Source organism: Sulfurovum sp. (assembly GCF_049668085.1).
GTDB lineage: Bacteria > Campylobacterota > Campylobacteria > Campylobacterales > Sulfurovaceae > Sulfurovum.
In genome coordinates, this window is record NZ_JBATIY010000184.1 from 1 (window position 1) to 15015 (window position 15015).

Consider the following 15015-nt stretch of genomic DNA (forward strand, 5'->3'; position numbering starts at 1 on the left):
GTGTGAAAGTGATAGTTTATGTATCTTTGTGAGAGATGTAAGAGCGGATAGATCTGAGATGTGATTTCCAGAAAGAGAAAGACGTTCTAGCCACACTAATGAGCCGACTTCAGGGGGGATCTCTGAGAGTCCCAGATGGCTAAGGTCGAGGTATGGCATTCGTTCGGCTTTACATATAGCTATCTTCTCCATAACAGATCCATTCATCTATTTTTACCTTTATTTTAGTGGGAGCAGTATATCAAAAGTGTCTTGATCTTGACTTCTTTAGCCAAACCAAAGCCCCTATAAAGTACCATCAACACAATTTAACAATAAGACAAAAAATGCACATAGACCTAACTCAGGGTATCATCAAACAACATATCATGAAACTGGCTGTACCAGCAGTTGTTGGGTACTTTTTTCATACGATGTTTAATGTTACCGATACTTTTTTTGCTGGGCTCATCTCTACCCAGGCACTCGCAGCACTTTCCTTGTCAGCATCTGTATTTTTCATGGTACTCGCCATAGGCATCGGGATGTCTGAAGCGGTGACTTCTTTAGTAGGAAATGCTTTGGGAGAGAAGGACATACCTAAAGCACAACACATTGCACTTAACGCGATAGCTTTTGGGGTACTGTTATCTTTGGTACTGTCTGTGTTGGGTGTGTTGTCTGTGCCATACTTGGTAGAAGCGTTGGGTGATCCTTCGTATGTGGTAGAGACACTTGACTATATCAACCTCATTTTGTATGGTGCCGTGTTTTTTGTTGGCGCATTCTTTTTTAATGCACTGCTTAACTCCGTTGGAGATACCAAGTCGTTTAGAAATGTACTCATCGTCACTGCATTCCTTAACATCATTTTGGACTATCTGTTTATAGAGTACTTTAAGATGGGCGTGAGCGGTATAGCATTGGCAACGATTATCGCTGAAGCGATCACGATGTTTTATTTGATATACAAAGTGAGACAAACGAAGTTATGGTGTGGTTTTTCAGCATTTACATATGACGGTCAGGTAATAAAAAAACTGTTTAAACAAGGTTTGCCACCAAGTGTAAACATGTTTATGATGGCATTTGGTATGTATATTATCACGTACTTTGTGGCACCTTTTGGTAAAGAGGCTGTGGCTGCCTTTGGTATAGGGATGCGTATTGAGCAAATTTTTCTTATGCCAGTCATAGGGCTCAACATTGCTACACTTGCTATAGTCTCCCAAAACAACGGTGCGAAAGCTTATGAACGCATTACGCCAACGCTACGTTTGGCGATACGCTACGGATGGATCATGAGTACAATAGGCGTAACTTCATTTTTACTCTTTGCAGACTATTTTGCCTCATTGCTCACCTCTGACCTGGCTGTCATAGAACAAACTGCACTGTATTTACGTGTGAGTGGGGTGGCTTCGTATGGTTTTGTAGTTATCTTCATCTATATCGCCATGCTTCAAGGTATAGGTAAACCAGCAGTCATCATGCCCATAAGTATCTACAGACAACTTGTCGCACCAGTGGTGGTATTTTCCGTGTTGGCGATGTTAGGTTTAGGTATCTTATCTCTATGGATTGGACTGGATATGATCATCTTCTCTTCAGCACTCTTTTTATGGTGGTATGGAGAGAAAAAATTGAAGTACTTAGGGGCTTAAAATGTATGTAAGTAGGATATCAATATGTCAGACATAAACAAACCGTGTATAAAGAAATGCTGTCTTAATGAAGAAGAGATATGTCTTGGATGTTTTCGTACTTTTAATGATATGCGTCTATGGAACAAGGCAAGCATTGAAGAAAAGAAAGAGATGATGGAAATAGCTGAGAGAAGAAAAATAGAGCATGCTGTAAAATCCACACCCTCTAAAAAGTAATCATCTTATAATACAATAGAGAGTGTTAACTGTTTGACCATCTTTTTAATAACTCCAAGCCCATGGAAAAAGAGAGGTCTCCACTTATACTACGTTTTTCTACTTCTTCTTCTAGTTGTTCTGTACTCATATGTTGATAAGATGCTTCTATAGTAGTGTTGGATTTATTCTCTATAGTGTTCATATTGTTTTCGTTAGATGCATATGTCATTGTTACTGTGATAAATGATAATAAGATCATTTTTTCTAATATTTTTTTCATGGCTATTCCTTTAATTGACGGGATTGTATCCAAATATATTTTTAAAGTCAAGTAAATCTATTGGTTTAATTATATTTTTTCTCTGACCGGTTTTCAAGAAAGAAAAAGATAATATAATATATTAGATTAATACGATACGAGTTCATGTTGAGAATAGAGCATTTTTATGAGCTTGGATAGTATTTTGTACTTATTTGATAAAGGTTTAATGATGTACGTAAATGTGACTAAATACTTTTTATTTTTTATGATGTTCACACTATTTTCTTATGGTGCAGCAGATACACGAAAGACTGCTGCAGATGCAGAGGTTAAAGATACTATTGTAGTTCGTGGTATGGTTTTGTATGGACAGGTGACTAACTTTGGTCCAGAGAGACTTTCCTTCAAATTACTTTACAGCGAGGGGATCAATCATATTGCCTATAAAGACATAGAGTCAATTAATACAGAACATACTTATCATATTTCATTTAAACGTATAGATATAGAAGGCCGTGTTGTAGCTATAGAAGACAATGAATATATAAAAGTGATTGAAGGTGAGAATGAAAGAACGATCAAAATTGCAGATATTGACAATTTTGTAATGTCTGAGATCGATGATTCTTCTTTTGAAAACAGAATAAGAAATAAATTTCCTTATACGAAGGGGAGTATTCATATAGGTCTTGAGAATGAAAGTGGATCGAGTGACAAGAATAATGTTGATGTTGTAATGAAGTTACGACATAAACAGGCAGAACATGAGATCTTGTTTGCCATTGATTATGAATTTGAAACCACAGAAACACCAACTACACCAGAAGTAGAAAGTGAAGATGAACTTGTGGCAGCTCTGATCTACAGAAATCATTTTAAAAACAATCAATATTATTACGCTTCTATTTTGGGTGATTATGATCGTCCAAGACAGATTAAAAACCGTTATATTCCTGCTGTGGGTTATGGTTATAGATTTAGGCTGGATAAATCTAGATGGATAGAACCTTCTATCGGTCTGGCTTATGCGACAACCAAGTATACGGGTGATGAGTATTCAGATAAGAACTTTGCTGCAGCAGCACTTGGTCTGGAAGGAAAATATCAGTTTGATGATCTTTCCTACATCAATACGCTTATTGTGGATGGGAGGATTTTGTATTTTCCAAGGCTTGAGGATCCGAGTGCAGACTGGATATCTAGAGCAAATTTGAACTTCAGTGTACCGCTCTTTGATTTTTTCTCTGTTAGGTTGGCATTTGGCTGGATCAATGATAGTAATCCTGATCCGAACGTGGGTAACAATAAAGAGACAACAAAACTGTTGTTTGGCCTTGATTTTTAAAGTGTATAGCAGGTTATCTGGATTTGATCCATTCAGAGATCATCTTTAATTCATCCTCTGCAACAGAGTGCTCTTTTGGATAACTTTTGAATGTGATGTCAAATCCTTGATCTTGTAAGTATTCTATTTGTGCACTGCTTGTGTCAAAAGGCAGAACATCATCATAGGTTCCGTGTGTACATAACCAGTTGGAAGTATTGACATTCGGGTTCATCTCTATAAGTAGATTTTCCGGATCATAGATGTATCCACTCACAGCGATGTATCCGGCCAGTACTTTCTCGTATCTTGCACCAAACTCGAAGGTGAGTAATGCACCTTGGGAAAACCCAAATAAAATGCTTTCCTCTGCATTGAACTCTTCTTCAAAGAGTATATCAAAGATGTCTGCAAGTACAGCACTGGAGTAAGCAATACCCTCTAATTGATTGGGTGGTAGATCATACCATGAGAATCCACCATAATAGAAATAGGGTGCATCGAGTAAAAGATAGTTCATATCGTCCATATTCAGGTAGGGAGGTAAAAAAGCAAATCCACGAGATGAGTCTCCACGACCATGAAGAATAACCATAAGCTTTTTAGAAGTTACTTTTGAAGGTATGAAGATATTGTTTAGAGGTAGATCTTTATTGCTCGGCATTTAGTGTCTCCTTAGATGAAATTGTTGCTCATTATAATGGATATTCAAAAACGATTTATCTTCTCTGGCCTTTTTTAATAGCATCTATCATTTTTTTGGCTGTAAGTATCTGAGTGTCATACCATTTTGTAGATTCTATATGAGGGAAAACCTCTTTCATGATATCAAGAGGCGTATAGTCCCACTCTTCTGTATTTTCAGGAAGTTTCCAGTTAAGTTCCTTCTGAACGTATGTAAAGATCTGGTTAATGATCTGGTAATTGGGTCTCTCTGTCTCTTGTTCATTTTTTTGAATGGTTTTGACCACTTGCTTTCTCAAGTCTCTGTTATACTGTGTTTTGAGTGTTTCTACTATTTCTGTTGTTTCCATTTTTTCTCTCATAGGCAATTTTAGTCTCATTTTAGCATAAAGTAGACTTATTTAACTCAAAGATAAAAATAGTTTTTATGGTATGATGCGAAAAACCATAGATAGGATAAAAAGTGATGATGGATAAGTGTTATTGTAAAAGCGGATTACTCTTTTCACAGTGTTGTGAACCCATACTAAGAGTATTGGAAGTACCTACGAGCGCATTGGCTTTGATGAGGTCACGTTATAGTGCCTACTGTTTGGGCGATGTAAACTATCTTCAAGCTACGACTCATGATCACACTTGGAGTGACGAAGAACTCAAATTTATACAGGACTGGGCCGATAACAGTTTTTGGCAGCATCTGGAGATCATCGACTTTAGTGATGATATGGTTGAGTTTAAAGCTTATTATATCTATGATCATGTGCAGCATGTGCATCATGAAAAATCAACTTTTGCAAAGATCAACGATATGTATAAATATATCGATGGCGAGATCTTTGAAGATAAAGTATCCTTTGGCAACAATGAAAAATGTATATGTGGCAGTGGCTTGAAATATAAACGCTGCTGTTTACCTCGATTGAAACAGTAAACTACTAATCTATAAACGTTTTCTACTATTCCCTATAAAATTGACTAGAGAAGGCTTACATTTCTCTAGGATAAGATAACTTCAACAAGTGTAGTGTATATGTTGTACTTATAATTATCATAACTATAACTTTATATTATTTTAAGATTCATTTGCTATACTGGCAGTATAAGTTATTTAAGTAGCTTATAATAATTATAAAAATAAATATCTATTTAGTATATTTTACTAGATAAATGAGAAAAAGGATCGAAAATGAAAAAATTAATATTATTGGCTCTTATGAGCGTATTCGCAATGAGTGGTGATCTTACAACATTTAATGCTGTAGATTCTAAAAGTGAAAATAAAAGACTATGTAAAGCGTATATCAAAAAAGCACATAGTTATCAAGAGACTATGAGATCTGATGCACTGGCACAAGCTACACTTGATGTATATAAAGACAAAGTTGTTGCTCACTGTGGTGCAGTTACAGCAAAACAGCCTATGAACCCGTTTGCTGCAAAGTTTGTTTTAAAGAGTGTTGAAGATAAGATCAAAAATGTAGAAATGTGTAAAACATCTATTAAAATTGCTCAAAAGTATCAAGAGATGAAGAACAAAGATGAAGCTACATTAAATTCATATAAGAACGATGTAGTTGCAAACTGTGGTACGCTTACTGCAAAAGTATCTTAATCAAAACGATATGAATGAATGTATGGCCAGAAACTTCTGGTCATATACCTCTTTAAACTATTCCCTATTTTTCTAAAAACCTCTTAAATTTTATCTCAAATAACTATTTTTTGATCTCGTTAAACTTCGTTAAGAGTTCAGTAAAACTTCGTTTAACTTCATATTACATACTTACAGTGTCGAAAGACTACATTAACACTAAAGGTATAAAAATGAAAACATTAAAAGTATTAACAATTGTAGCTATCACTGGATTGGTTGGAGCAACTGCGGTGCATGCAGGTCCAAATTGTAAGAAGGATGATAAGCAATGTCAAAAAAGAATAGAGAATAGATCTGCTATGAAAGAGATCTTTCAACAGTTAGACCTAACAGCAGAACAACAGAGTGCATTGAGAGAAAACCGCCAAGGGATGCGTGCTCAAATGAAAGAAATAAGATCAAAAAGACAAGGTAAACGCGGAATGGCCCATATGGGAGCATATGTAAGTGCAGAAGGTTTTGATAAACAGGCTTTTATGGATGATGCAATGAAAAAAGCACAAAGTAGAATAGAAAAGCGTGCAGAAGGATTTGAAAAGACGATCAATATATTGACACCTGAACAACGTGAGAAGTTTGCAACACTTCTAAAAGAAAAACAAAAATAAGGTTATAATTGTCCAATGACAAAGATTATGATGATAGAAGATGATGTAGGCTATGCATCACTTCTTACTGCTTATTTGAAACAGTATAATATTGAAGTAACTAACTATGAAGATCCCTATCTTGGGTTAAGTGCAGGTATTGAGAAGTATGATCTGCTAATACTTGACCTTACATTGCCTGGGATGGATGGATTGGAAGTGTGCAAAGAGGTGGTCAGTAAGTATGATATCCCTATCATCATCTCTTCAGCACGTTCTGATCTTAGTGATAAGGTCATAGGATTACAATTAGGTGCAGACGACTACCTTCCAAAACCTTATGATCCACAGGAAATGTATGCACGTATCATCTCTCTTTTGCGTCGTTATAAAAAAAATCATACACAAGAAGAACCTAAGTACCGTCTTATACTGGATGCCTCAAAAGAGACGGTATTTTTAGATGGTGTACCGTTGGATCTTACTGCAGCAGAGTATGCGGTACTTAAACTTCTGATAGAGCACAGAGGCTCAACGGTCTCAAAAGAACAGATACTCTATGACTCTGAAGTATTTCAGTTCGGCTCAGACGGTTCACTTGCAGTGATACTTAATCGACTGAGAAAAAAATTGGGTGAAGAAATAGAACTTAAAACAGTTCGCGGTATTGGCTACAGGTTGCTTTCGTGAGTATTTACACTAAAATACGAGTTATCTTTTTTGTCTCTCTCATGTTTGTCACGGCATTTTTTGCTTCTTCTTTCTACATCGAAAGATCACAACATTTACAACAGATAGAAAAAAGGTATACACAGACTTCACTCTTTTTACATAAGCATTTTAGACAAAGTTTGAGACATGAAGGTGCTGTTGATTTTTCTGATGCCACTGTAAAACTCTACTTAAAGGAGAGCAACTTCAGACTTATCACAGATAAAAGAAAGATACAACATATTCATCATAATGCACAGGTTATGAAAAAAAGAAAAGTGTTGCGTCATAGGTTTGAAGTACTTCGGATGAAGAACAGGTTCTATCTCTCTATGGGAAACCCAAGGTTTCAATTGCTTCTTTTGGATAAGCAAGAGCAAACTTTACCATGGAACTTATTTTTAGGCTATTTTCTCTCTTTACTATTTTTAATACTGCTTTATGTCTGGCTGACCAAGAGTTTAAAACCGCTTAAATCTCTGCAAAGTCAGATAAAAAAAGTGGGACAGGGTGACCTGTCTGTTTCAGTAAAGAGTAATAAAAAAGATGAGATTGCACAAGTTTCCAATGCATTTGATGATGCCCTAAGGAAACTGGAGTCACTGATAAACTCACGTCAACTTTTTTTACGTACCATTATGCACGAACTCAAAACACCCATAGGCAAAGGAAAGATACTTAACACATTTTTAGAAGATGAAAAATTGAAAGATGGCTATGAAGAGGTCTTCAACCGTTTGGAACTTTTACTCAATGAGTTTTCCAAGATCGAACAACTGCTGAGCTCTCACTATGAACTACATCTGGTAAATTATAATGCAAAAGATCTTCTTGAACAGGCATTAGAATTGATGATCTTGGATGAAGAAGCACTGGCTGATAAAGTAAAGATTATTGAAGAGTCTCCACTGATTCTTGCAACCGACTTTACACTCTTTCCTTTAGCCCTAAAAAACCTTATAGACAATGCTATGAAGTATGCACCTGATCATAGTGTAGAAATACGCATTTCTAAAGAGGGCATCTCAGTATCAAATAATGGTAAACAATTTACCTCAAATATTGAAGAGTATAGTCTGCCTTTCCATGGAAAAGGAGAGGGCTTGGGGTTAGGGCTTTATATTGTTCATAATATTATGGAAATGTTGAAATTAAAACTTACCTATAAGTATATGGATAATAAAAATATTTTTACAATAAGTTTGTAGTCTCCATTAAGTTTTAGGCCCAATAGAGTTAAGAATAATAGATATTTATTTTATTTATTATCAATACTTCTACATAAACTATGTCTATGCGATTTTTTAATACATTTTGATTATTTCTGACTAATTTCATCTTTTTTATAGATATATTATGGATTAATGATATTATGAATTTAAATTAAAGGAAATTAAAATGAAAAAGATAAGTTCGAAACTATTATTGGCGTTGGGTTTTGGTATGGCTACAGCAGTAGTACCAACTCAGCTAATGGCTAAAAAACCAAATATCTTAGTGATGTGGGGTGATGATGTTGGGTATTATAATTCTAGTGCTTATAATCAGGGAATGATGGGGTATAAAACACCTAATTTAGATAGTATAGCTAAAGATGGTGCTTTATTTACAGATATGTATGCACAACAGTCTTGTACAGCTGGACGGGCTTCATTTGTTTTAGGTCAGCATCCTTTTAGAACAGGATTACTTACTATTGGTATGCCTGGGTCAGATCATGGTATCCCTGACTGGACACCGACGATCGGTGATCTTCTTAAAGAACAAGGATATATGACAGGTCAGTTCGGTAAGAATCACTTAGGGGATCAAGATAAACATTTGCCAACGGCACATGGTTTTGACGAATTCTTTGGAAACCTCTATCACCTTAATGCGGAAGAGGAACCAGAGACTTACTACTATCCGAAAGACCCTGAGTTCCATAAGAAGTTTGGGCCACGCGGTGTGATTCATTCTAAAGCAGACGGGAAAATAGAAGATACTGGCCCATTGACAAGAAAAAGAATGGAAACGGTTGACTATGAATTCGGTGCTGCAGCAAAAGACTTTATGGAACGTTCTGTTAAGGCAGATAAGCCTTTCTTTGTATGGATGAACTTCACACGTATGCATGTTTGGACACGTCTACAGAAAAAATATCAAGGTGTTACCGGTATTTCTCTTTATGCAGACGGTATGAGAGAATTGGATGATATGGTTGGAAGCTTCCTTGATCATCTTAAAAAACTTGGTGTTGAAGACAACACTATCGTTGTATTTTCGACAGATAACGGTGCTGAGAAATTTACATGGCCTGATGGTGGTGCTTCACCATTTTATGGTGAAAAAGGTACTACTTGGGAAGGTGGTATGAGAGTACCACAAATGGTTAAATGGCCAGGAGCTATCAAACCAGGTACTATTTATAATGACATTATGTCTCAGGAAGACTGGATGCCAACACTTCTAGCAGCTGCCGGTGTACCTGATGTGAAAGAAAAATTAGCCTCAAAAGATGGATATAAGGCCAATGGTAAGAACTTTAGAGTTCATTTGGATGGATATAACTTTGCACCGTACTTTAAAGGTGAAGCTGAAAAAGGTCCACGTAGAGAGATCTATTATTTTGCAGCAAGTGGTATGCTGAATGCCATTCGTGTGGATGACTGGAAAATAGCATTTGCTACCGAAAAAGGTGCGATCAACGAAGCACTTCGTCAAGTACCGGCATGGCCATTGATCACTAATTTACGAGCTGACCCTTTTGAAAGTGCACAGCGAGAATCGTCAATGTACACAAGATGGTATGCTGACAATATGTGGATGATGGTACCTGCACAAGGGTTTGTCCAAAAATTCCTTGGTTCTATTGAAGGATATCCTTTCCAGGCAGGTAGTTCTTTAAGTGCCGGGAATATTGGGTACGGTACACTTGAAATGCAGAAAGCCAAAGGTGGTTTAAAAAGATTGCTTGATAAAGCGAATTTTAACTAAGATTTTATAATGATTTTCCAAAGGATAAATCCTTTGGAAGATTGTTTTAAATCCATCAGGGTGGATTTAAAACAGTAAATTACACAATTAAGGGATGGTTATGAAAAAGCCAATTGTAGGAGGTTTTTTTGCTATAGCCTCTCTTGCATTTCTACCTTATGCAAGTTTTGCATCAGAAGCACCAAAACTTATACTTCAAATCACCGTAGATCAACTCCGTTCGGATCTTCCTAGGCGATATATGTCAAAAATGGGTGAGGGTGGGTTTAAATACCTTTACAACAAAGGTATAGTGTATGAAGATGCACATCATGCACATTCAAATACTGAAACCATAGTAGGGCACACCACATTGGCTACAGGCGCATATCCTTCAAGACATGGACTTATCGGTAATGTTTGGTTTGACAGAACCACTGGACATATGACTTACAACATAGAAGATGCAAGATATCCTCTCTTAACAGCAGGGGCAGATGTGGATAAATCAACTGAGATTGACCCTACACAAAGAGCAGCCAGAAGTGATGGCCGTTCACCTGCAGCCATACTTGTTTCAACCTTTAGTGATGAACTCTCCATCCATACAGATAAAAAAGCAAAAGTTTTTGGTGTATCTGTAAAAGACAGAGGTGCGGTATCTATGGCTGGTCATGCAGGTAAAGCTTTTTGGTTTTCAAAAGCAAAAGGGGAGTTTGTAACCAGCAGTTTTTACTATGATAAATATCCTGAATGGGTAAATGCATTTAATGCGACAAAACCAGCGCTTGCATATGAGAGCAAGAGTTGGGAACTCATGTATAAACCCTCTGAATATATATTTGGAGATAAAGATGATCAACCTTGGGAGACTGTTGTAGGAGGGTTTGGACGAGTATTTCCCCATGCATACGGTACAGCAGATGGTAAATATTTCACTACCTTCTTGACCCTTAGCCCCGCAGGAGATGACCTTACCCTCGATTTTGCAAAGAAATTGATAGAGAATGAAGATATCGGTAAAGATGATGTGACTGATTATCTTTCTGTGAGTTTTTCATCTACAGACTATGTAGGGCATGTTTTTGGTCCTTCCAGTTTGGAAGCAGAAGATAATTTACTTCGTCTAGATAAAACATTGGAAGAACTTTTTGCATTTGTAGAGAAAAAGGTCGGTTTAAAAAATACGCTTATTGTGCTTTCTGCTGATCATGGTGGTCCAGAAGCACCCCCACAAGTAAATAAATATGGTATAGAAGCAGATTATGTCGATCCAGAAACCTGGGATAAAGCTGCTGGTATACAAAAACTCAAAAAAGAATTTGGTATCGGAAAAGAGTTGATACAGGCATTTAATCCTCCTTATATTTACTTAAACAAAGAAGTCATAAAAGAAAAAGGACTTGATCTTGCCCAAGTAGAAGAAGTTGTTGCAAATGAGCTCATGAAGTTTAAAGGTGTTAATAATGCAGTTTCAAGTACTGCGTTGATGGAAGGTAGAGTTGCCAATACGGAAGATATGCGTCTTATTTTAAATAGCCATAATGTTAAACGTTCAGGAGATATATTTATACTGTTTGAGCCAAATTGGTTCATCAATGATTTTGACGGTCTAACTGTAGCATGTACCCATGGTTCACTTTGGAATTATGATACTTTTGTACCTGTTATTTTTGCAGGCGTAAATATTAAGCCCCAAAAACTATACCGTAAAATTGAAACTGTAGATGTAGCTAGAACCTTGAGTGCATATGTGGATGTGAAGCCACCATCAGGTGCCAATGGAAAGATATTAAAAGAAGTTTTAGAAAGTAAATAAAAAAAGATCAAATGTAAATGTGAAATTTAAAGTTAACTCTTTGGCGTATCAAAGGTGGTAGTAATTATAATAGAGTCTATGTACAATGGCACTATTAATTAAATAGAAATAGTTTTATGTCTCACGTAAAATAAAGGATATATAATGATAAAAAGATCGGTATTAGGAAGTATGAAGGTATCTGTAATTGGGATAGGGATGCTAACAGCATCCCTATGGTTTACAGGGTGTGCGAACATAACAGAGACACCACAAAAAAAAGAACCACAAAGCTTACCTTCTATTACATCAACAGTGACAGGTGAATGGCATCAGGGTAAATTTGTATGGCATGACCTGTTGACAGATGATGTGAAAGCTGCACAAAAATTTTATGGAGATGTTTTTGGATGGACCTTTAAAACGAAGAGAGCCTATACACAGATCTTTAATCAAAAAAATCTTATTGGCGGTATGATGGAAATCAAACCTGGTGAGGAGAAGAAGGCCCAAGCAGTATGGTTACCTACTGTATCGGTAACAGATGTAGATAAGTCGATAAGATATGTTAAGTTCAAAAAAGGAGAAGTACTTAAAGGACCTGTGGATATGCAAGCACGTGGAAGAGGTGCCTTGGTGAGTGATCCTCAAGGGGCACAGATCGTACTTTTACATGCAAAAGATGGAGATCCAAAAGATATGACACCGCAAGCAGGTGATTGGCTCTGGAATGAACTTTGGTCGAATACACCGAAAGAAAGTTATACTTTTTATCGTCATATAGGTGGATATGATAACTCTGAAATGAAAGATGAGTATCGTATATTAAAGCAGAAAGAAAAATGGCGCGCAGGAATCAGAGATATTTCGAAAGAAGAGCTCAAAGCACGCTGGGTTCCAGCAATAAGGGTTTCTGATCTAAAAGAAACGATGTCTAAAGTAAAATCTTCAGGTGGTGAAGTGCTCGTTACCCCGCATAAAGAATTAGCAGGTGGGGATGTTGCTTTGATAGCCGATAATACAGGTGCTCTAGTGATCATTCAGTATTGGGAAGAGGGAGGAGAATAGTGATGAGAAGTATTTTGAAGTGGAAAAAATCTATCTTTGTTGCTATTTCTATAGCATTTCTCACAGGATGTGAAGGTACAACGACGGTAGGTGTCGGTGTATATGGTGGGTATGGATATCCATATTATGGGTATGGTGGTGGATACTATGGAGGTGGTGGCTACTATCGTCCACCTAACTATAGACCTCCAAACCGACCTGACAGACCAAGACCTGAACATCCTATCCATAGACCGGATAGACCAACGACAAAGCCATCAAGACCAACAACAAGGCCATCTATGGGACGACCAACAACAAGGCCTATGAGTAGACCTTCAGGTGGCATGAGAATGAGACGTTGATAGAAGAATACTGTCTCAACTGAAAATTGATCAATATATAAAGGAAGTAAAGTGACACCCTATGAATCTATAAAATTATTACAACAGAAGATGAATGCTTCTATTATTGGACAAGAGAATATTGTTGAGCGATTGATCATAGGGCTTTTGGCAAATGGAAACTTACTTGTGGAAGGACTCCCAGGGCTAGCTAAGACCAGAGCAGTACGAGCTATGGCAGATACGATAGAGTCTAAGTTTTCTCGCATACAGTTTACTCCTGATCTTTTACCCTCAGATGTGACAGGTTCAGAAAATATGTATGAAGAGGGCGGTGAGTATAAGTTTCGTTTTGAAGAAGGACCTATCTTTGGGAACATTATCTTGGCAGATGAGATAAACAGAGCACCGGCAAAAGTGCAGGCAGCGATGCTTGAAGCGATGGAAGAGAGACAGGTTACGGTGGCAGGAAAAACACATAAAATGCCTAAACTGTTCATCGTTATGGCGACACAAAACCCTGTGGAACAAGAGGGAACCTACCCTTTGCCTGAGGCTCAAAAAGATAGATTTTTAATGCATGTGAACATTACGTATCCTGACGCAGCTTCTGAGATAGAAGTGATAAGACTGGTACGTGGAGAAAAGAGCGGTAAAAAGGAAGAAGCTGAAGAAGAGAAAATCACGCAGGAGATGATCTTTGCCGCACGTGATGAGATCGCTGCTGTTAAAAGTACGGAAGTAGTAGAACAGTACATTGTTGACCTGGTGTTTGCCACACGATATCCTGAAAAATATGATGAAAAACTGGCTTCATATATTGACATAGGCGTGAGTCCAAGAGCCTCTTTGGGACTGGATCAGTGTTCTCGTGTTTATGCATGGCTACAGGGCAGAGACTATACCACTCCTGAAGATGTTAGAGCTGTACTGCATGATGTATTTCGTCACCGAATCACTGCTAGCTATGAGGCACAGTCCGAACGTATTAGTAATGATGACATCATCGACACTGTTCTTGGTTTGGTAGCACTTCCGGCGTAAATGATGAAAACACAGGACGAAGGTGTTTATGTCACTTTGAATGAACTGCTCAAGTTTGGATATATGCCAAAAAATTTTAACATCAGACCCAATGCTGCCGTACTCAGTAAGCTAAGTGGACGGCATCGATCAGGGATGCGTGGCAGAGGTATGGACTTTTCAGAGATGAAACAGTATGTGCAAGGTGATGACACACGCAATATGGACTGGAAAGCCACAAGAAGAACAGGAAAGCCCTATATCCGTGTATACAACGAAGAGCGTGATCGTAATGTATGGCTGGTTGTCTCTCAAATGAACTCGATGTTCTTTGGCTCTAAGTCACGGATGAAGTCTGTCTCTGCTGCACATACTGCTGCACTTATGGCATTTAAGGGACTTGAGATGGGTGATAGGGTTGGTGCTGTAGTCTATAATAATGATGAGGTCAAATTTTTTAAAGCTACATCAAGTAAAAACAATGTCGTACAGATCATGACAGAGATAGAGAGACAAAATCATCTTTTACATGCCAATAATACAGATAACCACAAAGGTAATCTTGCTAAATCACTCAAAATACTCACTACTTTGGCAAAACATGATGACCTTGTGGTACACATAGGTGACGGTCGTGCGTTAGATGAGGAGACGGCAAAACATATTACCCGCATTAATATGCATAATGATGTGATCGGTGTACTTGTCTATGATCCTATGGAAGAAGAACTTGTGAAATCCAGTTCTTTGTTTTTTACCGATGGTGTTGATACGGTTGATGT

At 37.4% G+C, this 15015-nt stretch carries 18 protein-coding genes; 14 read left to right on the forward strand and 4 right to left on the reverse strand.

The window, feature by feature from the left end; genetic code table 11:
- A partial coding sequence (locus tag WBM70_RS11070) for a leucine-rich repeat domain-containing protein (protein ID WP_424558559.1) occupies window positions 1-207 on the reverse strand: 207 nt, incomplete at its 3' end.
- Between the two features lie 119 nt (window positions 208-326).
- Here WBM70_RS11070 and WBM70_RS11075 point away from each other — a divergent pair.
- Together WBM70_RS11075 and WBM70_RS11080 are read left to right on the forward strand one after the other, a co-directional pair.
- On the forward strand, window positions 327-1643 hold the full coding sequence (locus WBM70_RS11075) for an MATE family efflux transporter (protein ID WP_424558560.1): 1317 nt from the start codon (window positions 327-329) through the stop codon (window positions 1641-1643).
- A gap of 24 nt (window positions 1644-1667) precedes the next feature.
- Window positions 1668-1862, forward strand: a complete 195-nt coding sequence (locus WBM70_RS11080) for a DUF1289 domain-containing protein (protein ID WP_424558561.1) — start codon at window positions 1668-1670, stop codon at window positions 1860-1862.
- Window positions 1863-1887: 25 nt separating this feature from the next.
- Here the strand turns inward: WBM70_RS11080 and WBM70_RS11085 are convergent, their stop codons facing one another.
- Window positions 1888-2124: a hypothetical protein gene (locus WBM70_RS11085; protein WP_424558562.1), complete on the reverse strand. Its 237-nt coding sequence runs from the start codon at window positions 2122-2124 to the stop codon at window positions 1888-1890.
- A 208-nt stretch (window positions 2125-2332) separates the two neighbouring features.
- Between WBM70_RS11085 and WBM70_RS11090 the strand changes: the two genes are divergently transcribed.
- A complete protein-coding gene (locus WBM70_RS11090; RefSeq protein WP_424558563.1) occupies window positions 2333-3451 on the forward strand; it encodes a DUF481 domain-containing protein in 1119 nt (372 codons plus the stop codon).
- A gap of 13 nt (window positions 3452-3464) precedes the next feature.
- On the opposite strand, the gene WBM70_RS11095 is transcribed toward WBM70_RS11090, so the two are convergent.
- On the reverse strand, window positions 3465-4094 hold the full coding sequence (locus WBM70_RS11095) for an alpha/beta hydrolase (RefSeq protein ID WP_424558564.1): 630 nt from the start codon (window positions 4092-4094) through the stop codon (window positions 3465-3467).
- 55 nt (window positions 4095-4149) lie between these two features.
- On the reverse strand, window positions 4150-4476 hold the full coding sequence (locus WBM70_RS11100) for a hypothetical protein (protein ID WP_424558565.1): 327 nt from the start codon (window positions 4474-4476) through the stop codon (window positions 4150-4152).
- Window positions 4477-4583: 107 nt separating this feature from the next.
- On the opposite strand from WBM70_RS11100, the gene WBM70_RS11105 reads away from it, so the two are divergent.
- From WBM70_RS11105 to WBM70_RS11155, 11 genes are all read left to right on the forward strand, one after another.
- Entirely contained in the window at window positions 4584-5045 is a 462-nt protein-coding gene (locus tag WBM70_RS11105) for a YchJ family protein (RefSeq protein ID WP_424558566.1), read from the forward strand.
- A gap of 255 nt (window positions 5046-5300) precedes the next feature.
- Window positions 5301-5726, forward strand: a complete 426-nt coding sequence (locus WBM70_RS11110; protein ID WP_424558567.1) for a hypothetical protein — start codon at window positions 5301-5303, stop codon at window positions 5724-5726.
- A 212-nt stretch (window positions 5727-5938) separates the two neighbouring features.
- Complete coding sequence (locus tag WBM70_RS11115) at window positions 5939-6376, forward strand: Spy/CpxP family protein refolding chaperone (RefSeq protein ID WP_424558568.1); 438 nt, start codon at window positions 5939-5941, stop codon at window positions 6374-6376.
- Window positions 6377-6391: 15 nt separating this feature from the next.
- Window positions 6392-7045, forward strand: coding sequence for a response regulator transcription factor (locus WBM70_RS11120; protein WP_424558569.1), 654 nt, complete (start codon window positions 6392-6394; stop codon window positions 7043-7045).
- On the forward strand, window positions 7042-8274 hold the full coding sequence (locus WBM70_RS11125) for an ArsS family sensor histidine kinase (RefSeq protein ID WP_424558570.1): 1233 nt from the start codon (window positions 7042-7044) through the stop codon (window positions 8272-8274). The genes WBM70_RS11120 and WBM70_RS11125 overlap by 4 nt, the downstream gene beginning before the upstream one ends.
- Before the next feature lie 190 nt (window positions 8275-8464).
- Entirely contained in the window at window positions 8465-10042 is a 1578-nt protein-coding gene (locus WBM70_RS11130; RefSeq protein ID WP_424558571.1) for an arylsulfatase, read from the forward strand.
- 100 nt (window positions 10043-10142) lie between these two features.
- The gene (locus WBM70_RS11135; protein ID WP_424558572.1) at window positions 10143-11840 is read left to right on the forward strand and encodes an alkaline phosphatase family protein; all 1698 of its coding nucleotides are present in this window, start codon (window positions 10143-10145) and stop codon (window positions 11838-11840) included.
- A 144-nt stretch (window positions 11841-11984) separates the two neighbouring features.
- A complete protein-coding gene (locus WBM70_RS11140) occupies window positions 11985-12887 on the forward strand; it encodes a VOC family protein (protein ID WP_424558573.1) in 903 nt (300 codons plus the stop codon).
- Between the two features lie 2 nt (window positions 12888-12889).
- Complete coding sequence (locus WBM70_RS11145; RefSeq protein WP_424558574.1) at window positions 12890-13231, forward strand: hypothetical protein; 342 nt, start codon at window positions 12890-12892, stop codon at window positions 13229-13231.
- 51 nt (window positions 13232-13282) lie between these two features.
- Window positions 13283-14254 (forward strand): AAA family ATPase, encoded by a 972-nt coding sequence (locus WBM70_RS11150; protein WP_424558575.1) that lies wholly within the window; start codon window positions 13283-13285, stop codon window positions 14252-14254.
- Window positions 14255-15015: DUF58 domain-containing protein (locus tag WBM70_RS11155; RefSeq protein WP_424558576.1), on the forward strand; the 761-nt coding region annotated here is incomplete at its 3' end.